Source organism: Weizmannia sp. FSL K6-3076 (assembly GCF_038007245.1).
In the GTDB taxonomy this organism is placed as follows: Bacteria; Bacillota; Bacilli; order Bacillales; family Bacillaceae_C; genus Weizmannia; species Weizmannia faecalis.
On the sequence record NZ_JBBOWU010000001.1, the window covers coordinates 731,141 to 756,150 of the forward strand.

The window sequence follows — 25,010 nt, forward strand, 5'->3', positions numbered from 1 at the left end:
TTCATCGTACTAGAAGACAGAATCCTGCATTTTGCAGATAGTTTCTTCTATATATTAAGACAGCATTTGCTGATCAATTGGGTAGAAAATCGGATTCGCCCAGCAAGCTTTATTTACGGGATGGCTTACAACGGTGCGATGCACATTTGCAAACCGCTTTTTTTCCATTATACTATTACAAGGCAGTGAAACGCCCGTTTTTTTGAATCGAAAATTTTACACTTTAAACGTGTTCAAGATATTTGTTTTTCAATGGAAGGAGAGATTGGATTGGCCATTTTGCAAGGGGAATCATTGGTGACAGAAATCCGCGGCTTTGATGCAAAAGGTTCCGGGCAGGCGGTTGTCTGGCGTGAAAATGAACTTGGTAACGCGAAAAAATTAAAACTGACCATTCCGCGTACGCTTCTCGGGGAAAAAGTACGCGTCACCGTGGATCAGCCGGAAAAAAGAAGAAGAAAGGCACTTCCGGATGAAATTCTGAAAGCCCATCCGGAAAGGGTGGTGCCCATGTGCCCGCACTTTGACCGTTGCGGTGGCTGTGTCTGGCAGCACTGGGCATACGAAGGGCAGTTAAAACAAAAAACCGTCCATGTAAAAGAAGCCATTGCCGCACAAGGCTTTGACCCGGCGCTTGTCCGTGATACGATCGGCATGGATAATCCTTGGCATTACCGCAATAAAATGGAATTTACATTTGCTCCGGATGGATCGCTCGGCCTGCATGAGCAAGGGAATTTCCGGAAAGTGATTCCGCTTGAAACGTGCCTGATTGCCGGAAAAGAAATGGTAGATGGCGCGATGGAAGTGGCCGCGTGGGTAAAAGAGCATGGCTTAAAAGGCTATGACAAAGATGCGCACGAAGGCCTCTTACGCCACTTAATGGTGCGCCAGTCTTTTGCAACAGGGGAAATGATGCTCGCCCTGTTTGCAACCGAAGCGCCGGATGGGGAACTAGCTGAAGCGGCCCGCGATTTGGCAGAGCGGATCACCGGCAAATTCCCGCAAGTAAAAAGCCTGCTCTGGCTCGAAAATACCGATTGGGCAGACCGGACACAGGCGGAAAAAACACATGTCCTCTCTGGACGTGATTTTATTTACGATGAAATGGGCGGTTACCGTTACCGGATATGGTTCGATACATTTTTCCAAACCAACCCGGTACAGGCACAGAAACTCGTCGATCTTGCGCTTGAAATGGGCCGGCCGGAGAAAACGGAAAAAATGATTGACCTGTTCTGCGGTGTCGGCACATTCTCGCTTCCGTTTGCGGACCGTGTCGGGGAACTTGCCGGCATTGAAATCGTTGAAACCTCGATTGAATCGGCAAAACGGAATGCAAAAGACAATGGCATTTCAAACACATATTTCCTTGCCAAAGACGCACGCAAAGGGATAGATGAAGTGCTGGAAAGCTTCGGCAACCCGGAACTGTTGCTTCTCGACCCACCGCGTTCCGGCGCCGGCGGCAAAGTGATGCGCAAAATCGGCCGGGCCCAACCTGCGCGCATTGTCTATGTCTCCTGCAACCCGGACACATTTGCAACGGATATAAAAGAACTCGAACCGTTTGGCTACAAACTGACTGCCGTCCAGCCGGTGGACCTGTTCCCGCATACGGTGCATGTGGAGTGCGTGGCGCATTTGGTTTTGACGAAGGAAGCTTAAAAAATATGACGCCCTAAAATTGAAAACTTGACTTTTCCAATTTTAGGGTGCCTCTCACTGAAGTGGACGAACTCTGGATTACTTTTTTACTGAAAATTTACCCTTGTTTTCATTTCTTTGATGATCTCGGGTTGAATTTGGCATGGAACATAATCTGTATTGTCAGCCACAAAAAGTAAGAGTAAAATAAGAACCAAGTAAGATTCAAGTAAGACCTATTTGAGGTGAACTGAATGGAAATAAAAAGCTTTTACCGTACCCAGCGAGACCTGGCTACGGCACTAAAACAGCTTGTTGATGCATATTGGAATGAAGAAATCACAGAAGAATTTCTAATCGATGGCATTCAAAGTATGTATAAAAACAACGAAGAGAAACTTATAAAGGGACATACATATACCACAATTGTTCAGCAGCAGTGCGGGAAAAGGCGTATGGCTGTTGTGAGTAAAGTCTTAGATTTAACAAACGTGGAATGAAAGGTCGGATGGCATGTCGGCGGAATTAGCTTATTCTTCCGTATTAACAGGGGCTTCCTTTATGTATTACGAATTTAAGCAAGTTGTAGCCCTTAAACAAAGTGGCTTATCTGATCAGGATATCAGAAAAAAAGTGATAGAGGAAAACATTTTCCAACATAATAAAATTTCAAGCTTGAAGCGTGGCTTGCCTTCCATTTTAAAAAGGACGAATGTCTTGGATGACACGTTAAGGACATTTGTTCTTGAAGAACCATTAGAAGTTGGGAAGGTCATCAATCTTTATGCCATTATGAAGACGGATCGGCTCTTCTTTGAATTTATGGATGAAGTCGTTCAAGATAAGCTTGAAACCAATAATTACATACTTGAGAAAAAGGATTTAAATGCTTTTTTTATGGCAAAGGCTGAGCAAGACGAAAATATTGCGAATTGGTCTGAATCAACCATTCGAAGATTGAAGCAAGTGTACGTGAAAATTTTGGTTGAAACTGGATTATTACAAGATAAAAATTCCCACGAGCTAAGACGGTTGCTGATAGATGAAAAAGTTAAAATGCATATTTCTCGGATTGGCGACATCCGATATATCCATGCAATGGGTGAATAGGTGGTGACGGCGTGGCAAATTTAAATGCAAGATTAGATAAAATCATTCCAAAAATTAAAGAAAAAAAGTTTATTGAGGGCCGGGGTCTCGGGAATGAGATCAGTTTTTACATTTTCGACTATAATCCGGCTGATGAACTAGCGGTTCGGGATTACATCAAGCATGTAAAGAAAGAATTCAGCTACGACGGTTCAGATCGAAACATTATCGAGTTTGATCTTTATAAAATGATGATTGAAATTGCCAAGGAGAAACGAATTTTTGATCGAATATTTGATATAGAAAAGCGACAGGGCAAGGATACATTGTTTAAGGCAATGACCAACTTTGCAAAGCCAAGTATCTTTCTTGATAAAATGAAGCATCAATTGGGAGACCACAATGTCGTTTTCATTACAGGTGTTGGTAAGGTCTATCCGTTTGTTCGGTCCCATAATATCTTGAATAATCTTCAAGAAGTCATTGATAAAATCCCTGTTGTCATGTTTTTTCCAGGTAAATACGATGGACAGTCGCTCCAGTTATTCGGTAAGTTAAAAGATGACAATTATTATCGGGCGTTTCGCTTAGTGGATTAGGGAAAAAGAGGGGGATACAAAAGTGATTATCAGGGACATGTTCCAAAAGGACATTGAAAGAGACATAAAAGGTGTCATTAAAGTTGCACAAACAGATGAAAAGTTTATTTATCAAGAACTTGACGAATATGTGGTCACAAAAGAAATTAATCGGCACTTGTCCAAGTTTTATGAGAACTACCAAAAAGGAATTGATGGCTATACAGATAAAATGGGCGTTTGGATTTCCGGTTTCTTTGGAAGCGGGAAATCGCATTTCTTAAAAATCCTTGCCTATTTACTCGAAAACAAAAAAGTGCAAGGGAAGAAAGCTGTCGATTTTTTCCAAAATAAAATTCAAGACCCATTAATTTTGGCGAATATGAATCGCACTGCATATGTGGATACGGAGGTTATCTTATTCAATATTGACTCCAAAGCTTCACTAGACAGTAAAACCAAAGATGATGCCATTTTGCGTGTTTTTCTGAAGGTATTCTATGAACATCGTGGCTATTATGGCGACATTCCTGGTGTAGCCGAAATGGAAAAATATTTGGATCAAAGGGGTCTTTACAATGCCTTCAAAGTAGAGTTCAAAAATCTTTGTGGGGAAGAATGGGTTGATCGGCGGAATACTTTTTATTTTGACGCTGACTACGTGATCGGTGCACTTACGAAAGTAACAGACATGTCGGAGGAATCTGCGCGTAACTGGTTCGAAAATGGCGTAAATAACTATGAAATTAGCATCGATAAGTTTGCGCAAGAAGTGAAAGATTATATTGATCAAAAAGGCGACAACTTCCATCTTGTTTTCTTAGTGGATGAAATTGGCCAGTTCATTGGCCGCAGCGGAAATTTAATGCTGGATCTCCAAACGATTGCTGAGGATTTGGGAACGTATTGCCAAGGAAAAGTCTGGATTATGGTCACTTCCCAAGAAAGCATTGACAGTATCATCCAGGTCAAAGGTGACGACTTTTCCAGGATTCAAGGCCGTTTTGATACTCGTTTATCCTTATCGTCCATTTCAGTTGATGAAGTCATAAAAAAACGAATTCTTTTAAAGAAGGACTTTGTAAATGACAAATTAAAGCTCCTCTTCCCTGAAAAAAGCGCTATTTTAAAGAACTTGATCAGCTTCCGGGACAGCACGGCAGATCTGCGTGGTTTTGACAATGAACAAGAATTTGCGGATGTTTATCCATTCATCCCTTATCAGTTTAAGCTGCTGCAAAATGTATTTGAACAAGTCCGTAAACATGGTTCCTCTGGTAAGCACTTATCAGAAGGGGAACGTTCCATGTTATCAGCATTTAAAGAAGCTGGCCTCCGTTATAAAGATGCTGAAGAAGGGGCACTGATTCCGTTCTATGCTTTCTATGACACAATCAAGGAATTTTTAAACCCTTCCATTTCAAGGGTTATTGACGGCGCATATGAAAACCCCGCTTTAGCAGATGACGAGTTTAATATGGATTTGTTAAAAGTGCTCTTCATGATTAAATATGTCAAAGAGCTGCCGGCAAATTTGGACAATATTGCCACGTTAATGGTGACAAACATAAATGAAGATAAATTGCAACTTAAAGAAAAAATAAAAGTATCGCTTAGAAAACTAATTCAACAAACATTAATCCAAAAAAATGGCGATAACTATATTTTCCTTACTGATGACGAGCAAGATATCAACCGGGAAATCAAGTCTTTAAATATAGATGAAGAAATCGTCAAAAGGGAACTGGCAAACTATATTTTCCAGGACCTTTATGACGAAAAACGGTTCCGTTATTCCAGTGATTACTCTTTCAGCTATAATCAAAAAATGGATGAGAAAAATTATGGGAATCAAACATCTAATATTGGTATCAACATTCTTTCCCCGCTTTCGGATCACTATCTCAAGTCTGAGCAAGAATTAATGATGATGTCGTCTGGTATTGGCGAAATGATCGTCAAGCTTGGCGGAAGTGATGCCTATGTTGAAGAAATTGGGGAAGCTTTAAGGATTGAAGAATATCGAAAGAAGACAAATATTACCCAGCTCCCTGAAAATATTCAAAACATCTTGAATAACAAACAAGCTGAAGTCCGTGAAAGAAGAAGAAGGGTTCGTGAACTGCTAGAAGAGGCAATTAAAGACGGTTCCTTTTTTATTTACGGTGACAAGGTAGATATTAAAGGTTCGACTGTTCGTGAAAAAATCAATGCTGCCTTTACATTGTTAGTGGATAATGTCTATACCAAACTAGGCTATGTAAAAGAACATTTGGAAAATGAACGAAGCCTTATTTCCATTTTAGCTGCCGGTCAGGAGAAACTTCCTTTTGCAGATACATTAGGGCCGGATCCAAATGAGCTGGCCAAACGTGAAATTGCAGAATTTATCAGTTTGCAAGATGATCTGAAAAAACAAGTAAGAGTAAAGATCTTATATGATCGCTTTAGTGATAAGCCTTATGGTTGGAAACAATTGGATATTGCTGGATTAATTGCTCAATTGTTGAAAGAACAAAGGATTCGTATTCGATATAAAGCGGAATATTTGGAACCGGAAGAAAACGTCAACGCATTGGTGACTATCTTCGCCAAACCAGCAGAAGCCGATTTGGCTATTGTAATCAAACGGGTAAAAGTTGATGAAAAGCTTATTCGGATTGCTAAGGGGATCTGTAGGGATTTATTTAATAAAACAGATTTGCCAGATGATGAAGATGGCCTATTAAAAGAAATTAAAATGCTCATTGAGCAGCAGATTCAGGAGATTAAAAATTATAAGATTCATTATGAAGGTAAAAAATATCCTGGATTAAGTTTGTTGAATAAAGGGCTGGAATACTTTGGGCAATTTCATAATGGTTTAGACAATGTTTCGTTCTTTATGAAGCTAAAAGAATTGGAAGATGATCTTTTGGATTGGGAAGAAGATATTGTCTACGTGAAAAGCTTCTTCGGAACCGATCAAAGGAAAATTTTCGAAGATGGTTTAGCCGCATTGAAGAAATATGAAGAAAATAAAGCTTATTTATATGGTGATGAAATTGAAAGAGCGATGAGCCAGCTTCGTTCTATTATTGAGGATCCGATTCCATATAAAAAAATAAAGGACATACCAGAGCTCATTCATGTCATGGATGAGCAAGTCAAAAAAGTGTTGGAAGAGAAGAGAGAAAATGCCATTGCGAAGTTGAAAGAGGATCAGGATTACTTGTTATTACGTACTTCCCAGTATGGCGTTTCGAAAGTTACAGAAGATAAAGTCAACCAGTATTATGATAACCTTTATGGGAGTGTAGAATCTTTTTCCGATATTTTTAAGGTAGACGCAACAATTTCCCAAAGTACAACCTTTAAAGAAAGAATGGAAAGAGAGATTCAAAGAGAAATGGCGGCATGGCAAAGGAAGAAAAAGGAAGAGGCAAGACGACCAGGAGACGTTGTGGTAGGATCTGCCGCACCGCCTGTTCAAAAGCAAAAGAAAACGGTCAAGGTCACACAACTTGTTGATATTAAGACTTTGAAGACCGAGGAAGATGTAGACCGTTACATTCGTGCATTGTCTAATCGATTGAAACAAATCATTAAAGAAAATAGCGAAATAGAATTTGTGGACTAACTGGGGTGAAAAGCATGAATAAATCAGCATTAAAGACCTTTGCAACCAACGCCCGAAGAGAACTGCTGAAAAAAGTCGAAGCAAGGGCCATGAAAATCGGAATTACCGAAGACAATATTAAAAAAGCAGAAATTGAAAGCTCGGATGCCATCTTTATTGATGGCAGACAGCTTTCAAAGGAAGAAAAAAATCAAAGGAACCGTTTAATTGATCGGGTTCATGAAATTGGCTTTAAGCGGGTAATGGAAGAAGTTGCCTACACGTGGTTTAACCGCTTTACTGCTCTTCGTTTTATGGAAGTTAATGACTATCTTCCGACAAAGGTTAGGGTCCTGTCCTCCACATATGCCGACAGCACAGAACCGGATATGATGAAGGAGGCTTTGTCACTTGATTTAGATATCGATAAAGAATATGTTTATGAATTAAAAATGAACAACCAGTCAGAAGAGTTGTTCAAATATCTGATTATCAAGCATTGCAATGATTTGAATCGTTATATGCCGTTTATGTTTGAAACAATTAATGACTATACGGAGATTCTTTTCCCGGATGGTTTGCTTGCTCCTGATTCATTTGTTCGGCAGATGGCCAATACTGAGGAAATACCAGAAGATAATTGGAAAAAGGTTGAAATTATCGGTTGGTTATACCAATACTATATTTCTGAAGAAAACGAACGTGTAATTAAGGCGAAAAAAAGATACAAAGCTGAAGAATTGCCATTCGCAACCCAATTGTTTACTCCTGAATGGATTGTGCGATATATGGTCCAAAATGCATTGGGCCGTTATTGGATTGAGTCACACCCAGAACATCGGGATCTTATAAATGATTGGGAGTTCTATCTTGAAAATCCTAATCCAGAAGCTGATTATGAAGAAAAGTTGGCTCCTTACATCAATAATGAACTAAAAGTTGAAGATATTAAGTGTTTTGATCCTGCAATGGGAAGTGGGCATATTCTTGTCTACATGTTTGATGTACTATTCGAGATTTATAATAAATGTGGTTATATAGAACGTGAAATTCCTCGTTTGATTATTGAAAATAATCTGTATGGATTGGACATTGATGATCGGGCGTATCAACTGGCAAGTTTTTCTCTTATCATGAAAGCACTCGAGTATAATAAACGTTTCTTGAGAAGTATTGAGCGGGATGGACTGAAAATGAATTTAGCTGCTATTCAAGAAACAAATTTGCTAACAGAACAAGAGGTGGAATTCTTAGCAGGAGAACCTTCTGGAGAGAAATATGAAAAGATCAAGGAATTTGTTAATCAATTCTGTAACGCAAAATCAATTGGTTCACTCATCAAATTAGAATTCAATGATGTTGACTTTATTCGGGATAGAATAAACATTGTTGAGCATCAACAGGGTAATCTCTTTGAAGAAGAAATAAAGGGACGAGTTTTACCTCTTTTTAAAAAACTTGTAAAACAGACTGCAATAATGAGCCAGCGATATGATGTATTCATATCAAATCCGCCTTACGCTGCTAAAAAGTATTTGACTGTTGAAGTAGCAAACTATTTAACCAAACACTATCCAGATGTAAAATACGACCTATTTTCTGCATTTATTGAATTTAGCTTTCACTCTACAAAAAAGAATGGACAAATGGGATTTATGTCTCCTTTTGTATGGATGTTTATTTCTTCATATGAGAAGTTACGTAAAAACATCATTAAGAATCGAACAATAAGTAGTTTAATTCAGTTAGAATACTCAGGCTTTGATGGGGCAACTGTACCAATTTGCACGTTTACGCTAAGAAACTATCCAAGTAAAACATCTGGAGAATATATCAGATTGACTGATTTCAGAGGCGCAAGAAATCAGCCAATTAAAACTTTAGAAGCTGTTCAAAACCCGCAAGTTTCTTATCGCTATTCGTTTAAACAAGAAAATTTCACTAAGATCCCTGGTAGTCCGATTGCTTATTGGTTATCAAATATAAATATTTTTGATAATGAAAAATTGAGCGATACTTATTGCTCTGGAGGAAGAAATAAGACTCATAACAACGAAAAATATATTAGATATCATTGGGAAGTTTCAAATATAGGTAATAAATGGGTCAGTTATCAAAATGGCGGAGAATATAAAAAATACTTTGGTAACGACATATTTGTTGTAGATTGGACAGAGGAAGCAAAAGAGTTTTATGCGTCACATGGTGGATTAGTAAATAAAAAATTTTGGAATAAAGAAGGCATTACGTGGAATCTAATTACTTCTTCAAATCCAGGATTTAAAATAAAGGAGAACGAATCGCTATATAGCTCAGGATCACCAACGATTTTTAATGAAGATTTTAAAATTGATTATTATACCTTAGGTTTATTAAATTCGAAAGTTACCCAATATCTATTGAGGATAATAAATCCTACTATGAATACTACTGTAGGGGATGTTTTATCGCTACCCAATAAACCTACTACTAAGGAGAAAAAAGTAAAAATTAATAATTTAGTTCTAGCGAATGTCTCTATAGCCAAGGAGGACTGGGATTCCATTGAATTATCCAGAGGGTTCAAGAAACATCCACTACTGAATTTTGATACAAATAAATTAGAATTATCTTTTAAAAGTTGGAACCAATGTACTAAAGATCGAATTAAAAAATTTAAAATAAATGAAGAAGAAATAAATACTCATTTTATTAGTGAATATGGCTTAGAAAATGAGTTGATCCCAGATTTAGAAGGAAAAGATTTAACGTTAAGCGAAGCAAATATGGAACGTGATATTAAAAGTTTTATATCTTATGCAGTTGGCTGCATGTTTGGAAGATATTCCATTGACGTTCAAGGACTTGTCTTCGCAGGTGGGAAATTTGATACAAATAGGTATCAAATTTTTCATGCGGATAAAGATAACATTCTTCCAATTTTACCAGGAGCCTATTTTGAAGATGACATTGTTTCAAGATTCGTTGATTTTGTGCGAATCACATTTGGTGAAGATACTCTTAACGAAAACCTTGACTTTATGGCCGATGCTCTTGGTCGAAAAAAAGGCGAAACAGCTAAAGAATCTTTGCGCCGTTATTTCTTGAATGACTTTTATAAGGACCATGTTCAAACATATAAAAAGCGTCCAATTTATTGGCTGTTCACATCTGGCAAAGAAAAAGCTTTTAACTGTCTGATTTACATGCATCGCTATGATAAAACGACTTTATCCCGAATCCGTACTGACTACTTACATGAATACCAAATTCGCCTTGATGCGGAAAAACAGGATTTGCTGAATATCATAGATGGTGATTCAACGGCAAAAGAAGTCAGCAACGCCAAGAAGCAACTTAAATCTCTCGATAAAAAGATTGCTGAGCTTAAGCAATACGATGAGTTGCTACACCATATGGCAGACATGCAGATTGAAATTGACCTCGATGATGGAGTGAAAGTGAATTACGAAAAGTTCAAAGGACTCTTGGCAAAAATTTATTAAGAAAAATTGGATACATCAGCGGTTGCTGGTGTATCTTTCGTTTATAATGATTTGTAGGGCAGGTGAACGAAATGGACATTCATCAAATTGAAATAGCACTTTCAGATATTTTCCACGAACCTTTAAAAAATGGAGAATCACGAAAGCTTGTTTTCTGGCTGGATAAAGACAATGAATTTGCTGAGGATATTAACCAAATCAGTGTTGATGGGGTTAAAATACATCAACTAACAGACCACAATCAATTTTATACAAAATATTTACTGGAAGAAGAGGAACCGAGCACTTCTTTCCTCATTTACACCAACCTGGATTTAGCAATGGAAGAAAATTGGTTAGCGGACACTGTACTGTATTCAAAAACATTTTACGCTGATAAGATCTCGTTGATATTAAGCGATTTACATATTGATCCATCATTACGGGCGACCATTAAGAAATATGAAAAGTTTTTCAACAATAAAGAGCGATTCAAAAAATTTGCGGACTTTGGAATTGAAAACTACACGGAAGAAATGATTGAGCTGGCGATTATGAGTGTTTTATGCAACGTCAAAACGCCTGATTTTGAAGATGTCTTAAAATCCGTCTTGATGGATTCTCTTGATGAAAAGGAAAATAAATCCTATATGCAGTTGGATAAGTTCTTTAATGTAGATGTGTTTTGGCGGTATGTAGAGCAAATATACGGCTATGAACGGGAAGAAAAAACGCTGAAAACATTATTTATCCATTTGGTCGTAACAGCGTTCAGTCAATCAGTCGGAAGTGAAAATTTAGCGGATTTAAGTGGCTTTATTGCCCAGCATAACAAAACAAACGCTCTTGTATTTATCGATCATTGGATGCATCATAAAACAGATGATGCAGTTTTTGATGAATATACGGAGATGGTGGAACAGGAAATCCAGCTTCCTAAAATTATCATTACGATACCGGTTGATACATTTAAACAGGCAGATATTTTTCCGTATATCGACAAGGCCATTATAATTCATATCGCAAACGGCCTTTTTACCCATCTTGAGGATTACGAGGAATACACGAAGCTCATTAAACTGCGACGGGCCAAGCACTACTATGGTAAATTTTCTGCGATCTATGAAGCCCTGTATTATACAGTAAAAATGCAGGAGTTTTATAAAGAACATCGGCAAGGGATCCCGCAAGGTCATGCAATCGATTTATACGAGCGCTACATAAAAGAATATTATCGAATGGACACATATTACCGTAAGTTTTATGTTGCTTTTGACAAAGGCAATAATCATGATTTGATGAAGAAGCTGAAAGATCTTGTAGAAGATTTGTACACAAATTGGTATATGGAGGAACTCAATACACTTTGGTCAAAAGCAGCTGAAGCAGAAATGATACAGGAATGGTCACTGCCAGGCATAAAAAACCAACAACATTTTTATTCCTCCGTGATTGCGCCAAAACTGCGAAATGGCGAGCGGGTTTTCATCCTTGTTTCGGATGCGATGAGGTACGAAATTGGTGTGGAACTGGCTGAACGTTTGAACGCTGAAACGATGGGTAGTTGTGAAATGGAAACAATGCTTAGCGTTCTTCCATCTATTACAAAGCTTGGCATGCCTGCACTCTTGCCACATCGGGAAATTGATATCGATACTAACGGGAATGTGTATGTAGATGGCATGAATGCAGTCGGCTTTGAAAATCGGAAAAAGATAATCGAGTCGAAGGTATCCGACAGCATCGCCGTTCATTTTCAAGATATCTTGGCCATGAATAAGATGGGACGGAGAGAAACATTTAAGGGAAAAAAACTAATCTACATTTATCATGACCATATTGATGCGGTGGGTGACAAAGCAGCAACAGAACGTTACACTTTCGATGCTGTAGAAAAGGCTTTAAACCAATTATTCGATCTTGTGAAAATCATTCGCGGTGATTTAAGCGGGACGAATGTTTACATTACTTCTGATCATGGCTTCTTATATCAAAGAGATGCTTTAGAAGAAAACGACAAAATTGGGCAGGATAAACTGGATGCGATTGAATTCAAACGTCGTTATATCTTGGCAAAAGAAAAGCGGGATGTTCAGGGACAACTTGCTGTTAATTTGTCCTCAATTATTAAAAACGAACAGCAACTCACTGCCTATATCCCAAAAGCAAATTTGCGGTACAAAATGCAAGGATCCGGTATCAATTTTGTTCATGGCGGGGCAAGTTTGCAGGAAGTGGTCGTGCCTCTTCTTTCGTGGAGAAACAAACGCTCCGGGCAAAAGGGTGCCAAAGCCATTCAGAAAGTGGATATCAAACTGACAAACACGGCTCGTAAGATTACGAACAGTATTTTTAACCTTGAGTTTTTCCAAACAGAAAAGGTTGGGGACAAAATGACGCCTCGAACTGTTGTGATTTATATGGCAGATGAGGCAGGAAATGTTTTATCCAATGAAGAAACCATTATTGGAGATCGTTCATTCGATAACCCGGCAGACCGGACCTTTAAGATAAGGTTTGTATTAAAAAATATGGCGTATGACCGAAACCAAACGTATTACTTGATCATTAAAGATACTGAAACAGGGATTGCAGTGGAAAAAATTCCATTTACGATAAACTTAGGCATTGTGAGCGATTTTGATTTTTAAGCGGGGAGGGGAGAAAAATGGAGGAAAGTGTAAACCAAGTACCGACTGCTGATCTTGATAAAAAGCTCAATGATTCCTTTGCTGGTCGGGTTGTACGGAAAGATCTGACGAAGCTGATTAAAGAAGGCGCCAATGTTCCGATTTATGTGCTGGAATATCTACTTGGCATGTATGCTGCAACGGATGATGAAGAGAGCATTCAGGAGGGCATCAACCGAGTTAAAAAGATACTGGCAGAAAACTTTGTACGCCCGGATGAAGCGGAAAAAGTAAAATCTCGGATCCGTGAGCTTGGCCAATACTCTGTTATTGATAAAGTGAGCGTAACGCTGAATGCAAAAATTGATACATATGAAGCGGAATTCTCCAACCTTGGATTAAAGGGGGTTCCGGTTTCACCGATGTATGTAAAAGAATTCGACAAGCTGCTTATCGGCGGCATTTGGTGCATGGTCAAGCTGGATTACTTTTATGATGAAGAAGTAAGGAATACAAACCCATTTAGCGTCAGTGCGCTTCAGCCGATCCAACTTCCGAATATGGACATCAATGAAGTGTTTGAAGGTCGCAAGCATTTTTCCAAGGATGAATGGATTGATGTGCTCATTCGTTCAACTGGAATGGAGCCGACTCAGCTTGAGAAACGGGTAAAGTGGCACTTGCTCTTAAGGCTTGTTCCACTCGTTGAAAATAATTACAATATGTGTGAACTCGGCCCCCGTGGCACTGGAAAGTCCCATGTATATAAAGAACTTTCACCGAACTCAATCTTAGTATCCGGTGGCCAAACAACGGTGGCAAACCTTTTTTACAACATGTCTACAAGAAAGATTGGGCTTGTCGGAATGTGGGATTGTGTTACTTTTGACGAAGTGGCCGGGATTCGTTTTAAAGATAAAGACGGCATTCAAATTATGAAAGATTATATGGCTTCTGGATCTTTTGCACGGGGCAAAGAAGAAAAGAATGGCAGTGCATCAATGGTCTTCGTGGGTAATATCAACCAAAGTGTGGATTCTTTAATTAAGACTTCCCATTTATTTGCTCCTTTCCCGGAAGAAATGGCAAACGACAGTGCGTTCTTTGACCGGATGCATTATTATGTGCCAGGTTGGGAAATTCCAAAAATGCGTCCGGATTTCTTTACCGATAAATACGGCTTTATTGTGGATTATATGGCAGAGTTTTTCAGAGAGATGAGAAAGCGGTCGTATTCGGATGCATTAGACCATTATTTTAAGCTTGGTAATAATTTGAACCAGCGGGATACGGTTGCTGTAAGGAAAACTGTTTCCGGGTTGGTGAAACTGATTTATCCGAACGGAATTTTTACAAAAGAAGATATTGAAGAAATTCTCATCTATGCTTTAGAAGGCCGACGCCGTGTAAAAGAGCAGCTTAAAAAGATCGGCGGGATGGAATTTTACGATGTCATGTTCTCTTATATCGATAAAGAAACGATGGAAGAGAACTATGTGGCCGTCCCGGAACAAGGCGGTGGAAAACTGATCCCTGAAGGCATGGCGAAACCTGGCCATGTTTATGTTGTGGGTCATGGGAACTCTGGAATGATTGGCGTCTACAAGCTTGAAAACCAAGTTGTAAGTGGGACAGGAAAGTTTGACAAATCCGGCGTGAGCTCCCACAGAGAGGCAAAAGAAAGCCTCGATACTGCTTTCCGCTATTTCACCGCTAACAGTAAGAGCATCAGTAACACGATTAGCACGAAAACGAAGGACTACTTGATGCATATTAGCGACTTGCAAGGAATTGGCTTAACCAGTGAACTTGCGGTTGCTGAATTAATTGGCCTTTGCTCGAGTGCGCTGAATAAACCATTGCAGGAGAGCATGGTTGTGATTGGGAACATGACAGTCGGTGGAACCATTTCTAAAGTGGAGGAGTTTGCCAATGTTCTGCAGGTATGTGTCGATGCCGGGGCAAAGAAAGTGCTAATCCCAGCATCGTCTGTGATGGACTTGCAAACGGTGCCCCCAGATTTATTGGTGAAGGTTCAGCCTGTGTTTTATGCGGATCCGATTGATGCAGTGTTTAAGGCATTGGGGGTGAGTTGATTTCATTACTCTGAATAAGGAGATGAAAATATGAGACCGGATTCATTAAAATACCAGGAAACCATTGCTAAGGAATTTGAAGCAGTAAAAGATCGTGTCCGATACTTGATTGGTTCTGCACATTGGGGGGAAGAAGGGCGCTATAAAGAAGTTATTCTGATAAATTTTTTAAGACGGATCCTCCCCAATACTATTTCTGTAGGTACGGGTTTCATTAAAGATGGTGACAATGTCTCGACCCAGTCGGATGTTATTACTCAACTTTCGCAGACTGAAACAGGTAGGTATACCTTGATATAATTCGGCAGACCCGCAATCCATTGTTGTAGTTGACTTTTGATCAGTTGTTGAATTTTCTTATTACTTTTATCCAGAGTATCTTCAAGAATCTCGACTAACTGCTGCAATGCAACAGCCCAATCAAGGTCATCTATTTCATCACATAATTCATAAAACATGCCACCTAATGTTCTGTCATCTACACTGCAACGGTTTTGCCATGACAAGACAATATACCTTGCAAACACAATGGTCGTGTGGCTGATAAGCGCGTCATATGAACGACTCTGGAATTCCTTTTGTAGTTTTAATAGGGACTTTGTTGTTTTGAAGAAAACCTCAATATCCCAACGCATCCCGTAAATACGGATGATTTCCTGGTCACTCAGTGTACAGTCTGTACTCAAAATCGCCAACCAGTCGCTTTTCTTGTTGCGGTTGCGAACAAAGACAACTTTAATTGGCACGCCATTGGCCTGCGTTGTATGGATGGAACGCAAGATTCCTTTCTTTCCACTAGTCGGTTTAGCTAGACGATACAATTCATCTAGGCTAACACGCTTACCATCGACAAAATAGCGTTGTTTTAATTTTTTGACCATACCAATTACGTCAAGACCTTGTTCTGTAATCTCCTTGATGAGAGGTTGTTGGGTGAACCACGAATCCATTAGAACATAGGAAGCATCGATACCAGAATTCATCGCCCGGGCAATCATGCCGGGAATCTGTTCTGGTGCCGTTTGTAATGCTTCTTTTCGGCGCTTATAACCGGAACTGCGTTTATCGATATTTTCGGATATGCCGTTGATCTGGCTCTTTTTCGAACTCAATAATGAGAAGTCAACGGGTAGGAATGTTGCGCCATCAGACCATCCTAATGTCAACATGCGGAATCCTTTGTAAAAACGCATTTTTTGAGATGCATGATCAAAGCAGCGAGCCAGAAGCTCAACGTGTTTGCTTCGGTTCCGGTCATAAGATGAATCATCTAAAATCAATACTTTCGGACGGTCATGACGTGTCAATTTCGAAACTTTTCCAATCACTGAGGCAACCAGTGAAAGGAGGAAACGACGCCAGTTGAACGTTGATTGGTTGAGAAACCGATAAACGGTATCTTTGGCTGGAATGTCTGTAGCTTTCTTACTTTTTAACATCCTGAACCAGTTTTTGTTTTCAAAGATCATACGAATCAATTTCATAATTGCTCTTTTTAAAAAGACAGAGACCTGCAGAATTCTCAATTTATATTTTTTAAAAATTTTTAATGCTTATGCAGCTTGTTGTGTTTGTTTTATCATGGCATTTATGCGGTCTGCAGCTAACTTTGATGCGTTATAAATTAGAGTTACAAGATCGAAATGTACTTTTGCCCGTTTGTCGGTCCTGTATCGAACATTGTTAAGCTGAAAGAATTCCTTCAAATAGGCGTTTACTCGTTCTACTGCAGTCCGGCGTTTGAAAATGTTCTTCCATGCCTTAGATCCCCGGGCAGGAGCTGTATATTTACGAAGATCTGTCGTAATCTTTACTTTATACACTTTTTGACAGATGCCTTCATTGGCCAGTGGGCAGTCTGCACATTCTTTTGGCCGGGTGTACTTCAATGTTTCATACTTGGCGTCGTAGCTGTCATAACGATAAGAATACTCTCTGAAACAGGTGAGAGCGAAATGTTTGTCAAAGCCCTCTAGTTCCGGTTCATTCCGTTTATTGTACGCAATCACGGATTGGCATCCCATACGGTAAACCTGTTGATAGATCGGTTCATAATCGTAACCGGCATCCATTGTTGTATAATGCAAAGCCGGCAAGTTTAATCGTTGCTGAATCCCTTTAAGCAATGGGATTGCCGCCTTTCCGTCATTCAAGTTCCCCGAGGAGAACAAAGTCTGTAAGATATATTGGCTGGAGGCTCCAACTGCCAAATGGCCCTTATAGCCAAACCAAAACACATTCTTGCCTTCACTGTTCTTTTTAATGCCCCATTTCGGATCTATCGGAACTTGAGATCGCAGTTCATCCAAAGGGGCATCCAGTTGGGCTTCAATTTTCTTTTCATAAATGGGCAGATTTGCTTCTTTTTCAGCTTGTTCAGCCAGCCATTTTTCCCGTTCTTCTTTGGGCTTTCTGCCACGTTTTTTTGGCTCTTTGTCCGGTTTTTCTTTTTTGGGTGGTGCCTGGTCCCGGGCTTCAAAATGCGTGGCATCGATGGCGACTGTATCATCCATGATAAATCCTTCGGAAATGGCCTGTGTAATCACTTCTTTCAGTGATACTTCCAAAATATTGGTCTCTTCTAGTTTGGTAATGAGCCGGGAATAAGAAGCCTCAGAAGGTATATGGTCTGATACAAGAAAGCCACAGTTTAGTTTAAAAGCAATATCTTCATTAAGCCGTTTTACAAGGTCTTTGATCGTTGGGATTCGTTCAACAATCCGAATGAAAACAGAGATCACCATGGCTGCATAGTTTAATGCTTCAGGTGCGCCAAGATTGGATTTCTTAGAGATGGCATGGCAGATTTTATCCAAATTTATAGCTGAAATAATGGCATCATAACGGTGGGTAGGCTCCATTTCATATAATTCTTGGATGCCAAAAAAACTTATTTGTCGTATAATGGTCAAAGGGAAGTCCCTCCTGTCTTTTTGGTTTTCTTGGCAATTACCATTATACAAGACTTGGGGAGGTACTTCCTTTTTTGTGCTCTGAAACCCTTGGGGCGCAGGGACTATGAAATATGAAATTCATTCATTTGAGTTATTTCCAAAATTAATTGAAAAGGAAATAAAACGCAGGCATAGCAGCCAAACGGTTATCGAGGCTTTGCAAGAAGCAGGGTTCAAAAAAATCGAAGAAGTTAAATTATGGGAAATAAGAAAGGTACACGAAAATAAAGCGCAATTATTAAAAGACATAAGTGAGAGAACAGGAAGAAGCATTTTGTATGAACTGGATGATCAAGAACTAAGTTTGCTGGCCGATTATGTCCAGAAAAAGGTGACAAAGGAAAATAACATCGTTGAAAAAGACCGGTGGACAATATGGAAGGCAACTATTTAGCTGATTGACCGCCTGCAGGGCAACGGGTAAGAACAACATACTTCCCTAAATTTTTCCAGGCATAAAATTAGAAGATCTGGAAATGCATCAAAAGGGGATGTTCAATTTTATTTACTAAATCCTGAACAATATTTATGTGTTTATGAGGCTTCCTCTATGAATAGTTATAGAGCAGATCATAACAATTATAAAGACATTGATAAAATAGATTTCCGGAAATATAAGTCCTGAAATTGAAGTATTTTTAACCATTTTCGGCCATTTCCTGGACAGTGCCGAAACGCGGCAAATTAGGGAAAGTGGCCGGTACTACTATTTTAGGCCGGGCCAGAATCAGTGCCCGTCAATGTCGAAGCAAACGCTATTGATTGAGCATCGTTTTAAAAGATGCAAGGGTCGTCTGATGGCTGACCCAGATTCTGCTTAACGGATAGGATGTCCTGATATCTCACAGCACTTGAGCCATGTGGAATGTGTTTGCGTTGTAAATTTGATATAATGAAGAAATAAACCACAAGGTGGTGAAACGTTTTGAGAGTGAGCCGTGAAGAATTAAAGCGGATGATTGATCAAATTCCTGAACAAGATGTCCTTGAAGTGTATGATTTTATTGAATTTTTAACCTTCAAGCGGGGAGAACAAGCACTACACGAACAGGAAGTTGAATATCTGGCAAAAGATGAAGAAGTTGTTCGTCAGGTTCAAAAGAGTCGCGAAGATCGGCGAAACGGACGCATTTACAGCAAAGAACAGGGGCTTAAGTATCTTCGGAGACGTTTCAAGGAGTCTTAAGCATGGACAAAGAGTATCGTGTATTTTGGTCACAAACTGCGCTGGACGAATTGAGCAATATTCGGGCATACCCTTCAGATGTAAAAGAAAGAATATATTTGGATTCATTTAATCGTTTGTCCTACATGCCTACGATTACTGCAAAGAAAATACCAAGCGGTGTGTTGGAAGGTTGTTGGGTAAGGCTCGGGCTTTATCAGGTAATGTTAGTATTTGAAGTGGATGAAGAGGAATCAACCGTTTGGATCGAAGGCATAAAACACAAGCGGGAAAATGTTTATTGGAAAAATCAATAAAAATTGGTGTCTGCGAAAAAATTGCAGATACTCTGTAAGCCCAAATATAAAAAATCAGCGCATCTTTTTTGGTGCGAATAACAAATAGCCGTTTATCTTTGCTTTTTTCTAAGATAAATGGCTATTTTTCACAAGTTGCCTGGATAAGTATTGACCTAAGCATATATCGGTTTAAAATACCGGATTTCTATGTGGACTTGCTGAATAAACAAAAATTTCAGATTCGCCAAGGATTTCGGCTCCTTTTGTCAAATATAAATTGTAAGGATTTTATGGGATACATGTAAAAAAGCCTTGCGCTTGAAGGCCGTTATCATGCATATACAAAATGACCGAACCTCAATTCAATTATGCTACTTTTCCAATGTCAGGGCTTCTCTCACTGAGTTGCCGAACGCGGGGATTATTTTCTATCCCGAAAATTTACCCTTATTTCCATAGTCTCGGCTTGAATCCGCCATCATTCGGGCGATGACAGCCCTTATATTAAATGTTAGAATAAGGTAATCTCATATATTCATAGGGGGAAAAGATGGTCAAATTTGGATTTAAGTGCGTGATTTCTTTTGTAACGGCTTTCGCTTTCGTATTCCTCGCTTTGTCAAATGGTTCGTTCATCAAGGCGCATGCATCTTCCATTACTGTCAAACATGCAACCAGATCGGTGAACCTTGTTTCGAAAGCATCAAGCGCCGGCAAAAAAGTTGGCACTTTGCCCGGTAATGCGCCGGTATTTGTCACCGGTTCGTCGGGCAGCTATTACCGGGTTCAATTTCAAAATAAAACGGCCTATGCGTATAAAAAATACGTGGCAAACGGCAAACCAAAGGCGTGGTATACCGGCTATGCTGCTGATACGGTATATTTGCACGACATCCATACGGGAAAAACATTGAAAAATACGCTTTATCTCGCAACGCCGGTTACCGTTTATGCGAAACAGGGCCACTGGCTGACCATTGGTTATGCAGACGGCTATTACGGTTATGCCCAAACTTACGATACCCATGTTGTCCGCTACGCCAAACGGGGAATAGATTTATCATATTTGCAACCATCCGGGACGAACGGGATTGATTTCAAAAAAGTGAAAGCGGCGGGTTTCAGCTATGCGATTATAAAAGCAAGTGAGGGAACCGATTTGCCAAAAACGGACACCAAGGATTATTTTGTACAGGATGTTAAAGCGGCAGCCAAAGCCGGTTTAAAAGTTCATGCTTATCACATGTTTGACGCCACTTCCATAACTGCTGCGAAACAGGAAGCAGACCATTTTGCGCAGAGGCTAAGTCCTGTGAAACAACAGATTGGCTATGTTTTTGTGGATGTCGAATACTAGAATCTATCGAAAAACAAGGACACTTTAACCCGCTATGTGGATGCCTTTATCACCGAGTTGAAAATCAAAGGATTCCAGCATACCGGGCTCTATACGTACTACGATTTTTACAAGAATCGTTTAAATGCATCGAAACTTCCCAAGGGGAATCTATTATGGATTGCACGTTACAACGCAACGCTCGGCATGCAGGCTGACGTTTGGCAGCATCGTAAAACAAACTGTAAGATCAACGGCGTAAAAGGGAATTTCGATTTTGATCTGACTTACAACAAAGCCATTGGCGGTTAAGATTTTTGTGAAAAATGGAACGGCAGATAGCCAAACAGTATTTGCTTGTGTGCATGATGGATAAAAATAAAACGCGGGGCATATGTATGAAATGGGTTGAAGTTCGTGCGCATTTTCCGGACGTGGTGTCTGAGTGGAAATGCCAGCAATTGATGACATTGCAAACGGTAATGAAGTTTGGAAAATCTATATAAAATGAACTTAAGTTTTTTACATCAAGCCCGGGCGCCATTTGCATAAGGGTTACTTTGTACAGCAAGCAACAGAGCCTTGATATTTTTCATTTTATATAATAAAAGTTGCATGCAGAAAATCAAAATCGGAAATGATATATTTTTCAGGCTGGGGTACAAAGAAGCGTATCAGATTTCAAATGGATAGCCATGTACCTTTAAGTAGGACTTGCTGAACGAATCCGATTCTGAGTTTGTCTGCAAGTTCTGTCTCAAAATATAGAAGATCCTTTGCGAAAATGGGAGTTTCGAGTGCAAGCATTTCCCTGGATCTGTTGTAAAACCCTTGCATCTAAATGGTTGGCAAAGCTGTCAGCAGCCTTGTCAAATCTAGAAATTTTACCGATTCAGCAAGCCCTAAGTATCTGTTGAAATGAAATACAAAGATCAGGGACCTGCCATCAGAATGAAACCAGGTCTCCCAACAGCGGCAGATGGCTGTTGGGAGACCTTTATTTTTATGCGCGTGTGAAGAGGGGCCCTTCTGCCGTGGCGTTCGTGGCCTAGTTTTTTTGCCATTATGGATTTGTAAGCAAATCTTCCAAAGCTTGCCGGAGCGTCGGGAACATGAATTCAAATCCTGCCTGCATGAGGACTTTCGGGCGTACGTGCTGGCCTTCAAGCACAAGGCTGCTTTTTTGCCCGAGTGCCAGTTTCAAGGCAAAAGAAGGTACGGGAAGCCAATGTGGCCGGTGTAAAACAGCGCCAATGGTTTTGCCAAATGCCTTCATCCTTACAGGCGAAGGGTGCAGTGACGTTGACCGGGCCGCGGATGTTCTCATTTTTAATAGCAAATAAGATCGATCTTACTACGTCTGTTATATGCACCCATGAGACCCATTGATTGCCGGAACCGACTGTGCCGCCCGCAAACCATTTATATGGCAATACCATAAGGGGCAGTGCTCCGTTTTCCTTTCCAAGCACAACGCCGAATCTCAATAAGACAGTACGGATGGCATGTCTTTCTGCTTGCTTCGCCTCGGTTTCCCAATCCGATGCCGTCCTGCCAAGAAAATCATTTGCCCTTTGCAATGATTTTTCAGTATACACAGCATTGCGTGATGGCGGATAGATGCCGATTGCACTTGCATTGACCAGTACTGCCGGTTTGCGCGGCATGGCAGACAGGATGCGCAACACTTCATCTGTTGCGCACATCCGGCTTTCATAAATTTGTTTTTGATGTTTGGCACTCCATCTTCCATCGTTTATGGACACGCCGGCCAGGTTGATGAATACATCCGCATTTCCTATTTCATTTTCGGGAGAAGCATCTTCCGCCAGCCACTTTACATACTGCACGCGATTGGCCGGCTGCTTGTCTTTCCTTGTTAAAATGACCACTTCATGCCCTTCGCAAAGAAGCATATCCGTTAATTTCCGCCCGATAAATCCGGTCCCGCCAGCGATCACAATCCTCATTTTTGCCCTCCGTTCTGCAAATTTCACCACGGTTTGCAACTTAAGTCAGGAATAAATGGGCACGAATGATGAAAAATCAAGGTTTCCAACTCATTCGTCCTTGTTTATGGGAAAAAGCCTTCTGTGATGTTCCCGGAGCAGTCCTGATATTAAAAAGGTAATAGAAGACAATATTTTAATCAAGATGGAGCTGATAAAATAAACTGAGTTATGGATCATCATATCAGGAGCCATTAAAATTAAAATAACAGAACCCCCCACGTCTCTTCCATGAAAGCGGACCAGGTGGGGGCATTTTATTTTGGGAAAGATGAAATTGTGGTCTGATCATAACCAAATTATTAAGCCCCCTACAACATTTAAAGAACAAGTAGAGTTATTGAGAAGCAGAAAAATACAAGTATATTTTTCCTGTTTGGCCAGCATTTGAGGTAACATCCTGTGCTTTTTTCCATATTTAACAAAAACTTAAAAGACGGGCAATAAATTTGCTGTTGCACAAAATTTGGGACTATGATATGGTAAGAGTAATGAAATGAATATTCATAATAGTCTACTAGGGGCGCCGGGTTGGCTGAGAAGTACCCTTTGAACCTGATCTAGTTCGTACTAGCGTAGGGAAGTAGGTGATAAAATTACACCTGATGATTTGTAATTTATACACCCGCTTTCCGATGGAGGGCGGGTTTTTTATTTTGAAGCTGCTTAGGGCAAAGGGAGAAACCAGCCTGCAAACCGCAATCGGTTTCCCGGTAAACAAGGAGGAATCATTGTTGAAACGATCTTTTACAGAAAGGCTATATCAAAATGTCCAGCCGATTTGGGAGAAAAACCATAACCATCCTTTTGTTCTGGGACTGGGGAACGGAACTTTAGAAAGAGATAAATTTATCTATTATTTAAAGCAGGATTACGTATATTTAGTTGAGTACGCAAAACTGTTTGCCATGGGTGTTGTGAAAGCGGGTAACCTTGACATGATGACGAGATTTGCTGCGGTGCTCCATGAATCGTTGCATTTTGAGATGGAACTGCACCGCCAATACGCTGCCGAGTTTGGCATTACACGCACGGATTTAGAAGCAACTCAACCAACACCGATCAACCTTGCTTACACGAGTTATATGCTGCAAGTGGCCGCCAATGGAAGCTTGGCTGAACTTGTTGCCTGCTTGTTGCCGTGTGCCTGGGATTATTGGGAAATTGGGAAACTGCTAAAAGTAAATCATCGAGACACATTGGAGGCCAATCCTTACAAGAAATGGATCGAAACCTATTCTTCAGAAACGTTCGGCTCCGGAACGCAGTGGTTAATTGACTTAATGGACCAACTGGCAAGCGGAAAATCAGAAACGGAATTGGCAGTCTTAGAACGCCATTTTCAAATAGCCTCAAAGTATGAATACTTATTTTGGGATATGAACGATAAAAAACAAGACTGGCCGGTCTGATTTTCATTCACAACTAAAAAGGAGGGAAGGTTGGTTCTAATGAGAAAAACACAAAAAATAACAGCAACTGCAGTTATTGCAGCTATCACAACTGTATCCAGCAGCTTGATTTATATCCCGGTTGGTTTTGCAAAAATTTTTCCGGTACAGCATTTTGCCAACATACTCTCGGCTGTTTTGCTCGGCCCCGGTTATGCGGTTGCGCAAGCTTTTATATCCTCGCTTTTACGTAACTTGCTTGGGACGGGGAGTATTTTTGCCTTTCCGGGAAGCATGATCGGCGCGTTTTTGGCAGCTTATCTGTACGCGAAGACGAATAAGCTCATTTTTGCCTTTGTTGGGGAGGTCATGGGGACAGGCATTCTCGGTGCCTTGGCATGTTATCCCATTGCTGTTTTCTTACTCGGCCAAGCGTCAACGCTTTTCGGATTTATCCCTGCCTTCTTTTTAAGCTCTTTTGCAGGGGCCATTTTTGGCTATGTTTTGATAAAAGTTTTACAAAAAAATAAAGGGTGGGACAGAATGATCAATCATACCGTAAGCAACCGTAAGCTTTGAGTGAAGCACCACGGAGGATTGAAGGCATTTGCCATGGTGCATACAGGTTGCCAGCCATTGATAACCGGTCAAAATCCATGCCAGCAAAACCAGGCTCTTGAAAACAGCAAGCTGTCTTGCGTTATTTTTATTCCTGTCCCGAAATCTGTGCCAGCAACAACAGGCTCTTGAAAGC

At 40.1% G+C, this 25,010-nt stretch carries 14 protein-coding genes, 4 pseudogenes and 1 riboswitch; of the genes and pseudogenes, 15 read left to right on the forward strand and 3 right to left on the reverse strand.

Annotated features, from left to right (window positions below; all coding sequences use genetic code 11):
- The first annotated feature begins 270 nt into the window (after positions 1-270).
- The 9 genes from rlmD to NSS95_RS03285 all read left to right on the forward strand — a co-directional run bounded on the left by rlmD (position 271) and on the right by NSS95_RS03285 (position 15,402).
- Positions 271-1,668, forward strand: coding sequence for a 23S rRNA (uracil(1939)-C(5))-methyltransferase RlmD (rlmD, locus tag NSS95_RS03245; protein ID WP_340713782.1), 1,398 nt, complete (start codon positions 271-273; stop codon positions 1,666-1,668).
- 233 nt (positions 1,669-1,901) lie between these two features.
- Positions 1,902-2,147: a TIGR04540 family protein gene (locus NSS95_RS03250; protein ID WP_326242091.1), complete on the forward strand. Its 246-nt coding sequence runs from the start codon at positions 1,902-1,904 to the stop codon at positions 2,145-2,147.
- A gap of 13 nt (positions 2,148-2,160) precedes the next feature.
- Complete coding sequence (locus tag NSS95_RS03255; protein ID WP_326242090.1) at positions 2,161-2,757, forward strand: DUF1819 family protein; 597 nt, start codon at positions 2,161-2,163, stop codon at positions 2,755-2,757.
- Between the two features lie 11 nt (positions 2,758-2,768).
- Positions 2,769-3,335: a DUF1788 domain-containing protein gene (locus NSS95_RS03260; RefSeq protein ID WP_326242089.1), complete on the forward strand. Its 567-nt coding sequence runs from the start codon at positions 2,769-2,771 to the stop codon at positions 3,333-3,335.
- 22 nt (positions 3,336-3,357) lie between these two features.
- A complete protein-coding gene (brxC, locus tag NSS95_RS03265) occupies positions 3,358-6,933 on the forward strand; it encodes a BREX system P-loop protein BrxC (protein WP_340702351.1) in 3,576 nt (1,191 codons plus the stop codon).
- Positions 6,934-6,947: 14 nt separating this feature from the next.
- Complete coding sequence (gene pglX / locus NSS95_RS03270) at positions 6,948-10,397, forward strand: BREX-1 system adenine-specific DNA-methyltransferase PglX (RefSeq protein ID WP_340713783.1); 3,450 nt, start codon at positions 6,948-6,950, stop codon at positions 10,395-10,397.
- A 71-nt stretch (positions 10,398-10,468) separates the two neighbouring features.
- The gene (gene pglZ, locus NSS95_RS03275) at positions 10,469-13,027 is read left to right on the forward strand and encodes a BREX-1 system phosphatase PglZ type A (protein WP_340713784.1); all 2,559 of its coding nucleotides are present in this window, start codon (positions 10,469-10,471) and stop codon (positions 13,025-13,027) included.
- A gap of 17 nt (positions 13,028-13,044) precedes the next feature.
- Complete coding sequence (gene brxL / locus NSS95_RS03280) at positions 13,045-15,102, forward strand: protease Lon-related BREX system protein BrxL (RefSeq protein WP_340713785.1); 2,058 nt, start codon at positions 13,045-13,047, stop codon at positions 15,100-15,102.
- Positions 15,103-15,132: 30 nt separating this feature from the next.
- On the forward strand, positions 15,133-15,402 hold the full coding sequence (locus tag NSS95_RS03285) for a DUF6602 domain-containing protein (protein ID WP_340713786.1): 270 nt from the start codon (positions 15,133-15,135) through the stop codon (positions 15,400-15,402).
- Here NSS95_RS03285 and NSS95_RS03290 read toward each other — a convergent pair.
- Positions 15,360-16,571: pseudogene (locus NSS95_RS03290) on the reverse strand (IS4 family transposase); the annotation flags it as partial. The gene NSS95_RS03285 and the pseudogene NSS95_RS03290 sit on opposite strands and share 43 nt — an antisense overlap.
- An 84-nt stretch (positions 16,572-16,655) precedes the next feature.
- Complete coding sequence (locus NSS95_RS03295; protein WP_340714042.1) at positions 16,656-18,014, reverse strand: IS1182-like element ISBco4 family transposase; 1,359 nt, start codon at positions 18,012-18,014, stop codon at positions 16,656-16,658.
- A 127-nt stretch (positions 18,015-18,141) separates the two neighbouring features.
- Here NSS95_RS03295 and NSS95_RS03300 point away from each other — a divergent pair.
- From NSS95_RS03300 to NSS95_RS03315, 4 genes and pseudogenes are all read left to right on the forward strand, one after another.
- A pseudogene (locus NSS95_RS03300) lies at positions 18,142-18,450 on the forward strand (class I SAM-dependent methyltransferase); the annotation flags it as partial.
- Between the two features lie 537 nt (positions 18,451-18,987).
- Positions 18,988-19,242 carry a hypothetical protein gene (locus NSS95_RS03305; protein WP_340714043.1) on the forward strand — a complete coding sequence of 85 codons (255 nt, stop codon included), beginning with the start codon at positions 18,988-18,990 and terminating at the stop codon, positions 19,240-19,242.
- Positions 19,243-19,244: 2 nt separating this feature from the next.
- Positions 19,245-19,538, forward strand: a complete 294-nt coding sequence (locus NSS95_RS03310) for a type II toxin-antitoxin system RelE family toxin (RefSeq protein ID WP_340713787.1) — start codon at positions 19,245-19,247, stop codon at positions 19,536-19,538.
- Positions 19,539-20,070: 532 nt separating this feature from the next.
- Positions 20,071-21,168, forward strand: a pseudogene (locus NSS95_RS03315) (GH25 family lysozyme).
- Positions 21,169-21,919: 751 nt separating this feature from the next.
- On the opposite strand, the pseudogene NSS95_RS03320 reads toward NSS95_RS03315, so the two are convergent.
- Positions 21,920-22,826 (reverse strand): annotated as a pseudogene (locus NSS95_RS03320) (TIGR01777 family oxidoreductase).
- 548 nt (positions 22,827-23,374) lie between these two features.
- Positions 23,375-23,464, forward strand: a riboswitch (TPP riboswitch).
- Between the two features lie 6 nt (positions 23,465-23,470).
- Here NSS95_RS03320 and tenA point away from each other — a divergent pair.
- Both tenA and thiW read left to right on the forward strand, forming a co-directional pair.
- The gene (tenA, locus tag NSS95_RS03325; RefSeq protein WP_340714044.1) at positions 23,471-24,277 is read left to right on the forward strand and encodes a thiaminase II; all 807 of its coding nucleotides are present in this window, start codon (positions 23,471-23,473) and stop codon (positions 24,275-24,277) included.
- A 39-nt stretch (positions 24,278-24,316) separates the two neighbouring features.
- Positions 24,317-24,835: an energy coupling factor transporter S component ThiW gene (gene thiW, locus NSS95_RS03330; RefSeq protein WP_340713788.1), complete on the forward strand. Its 519-nt coding sequence runs from the start codon at positions 24,317-24,319 to the stop codon at positions 24,833-24,835.
- Positions 24,836-25,010: the final 175 nt, after the last annotated feature.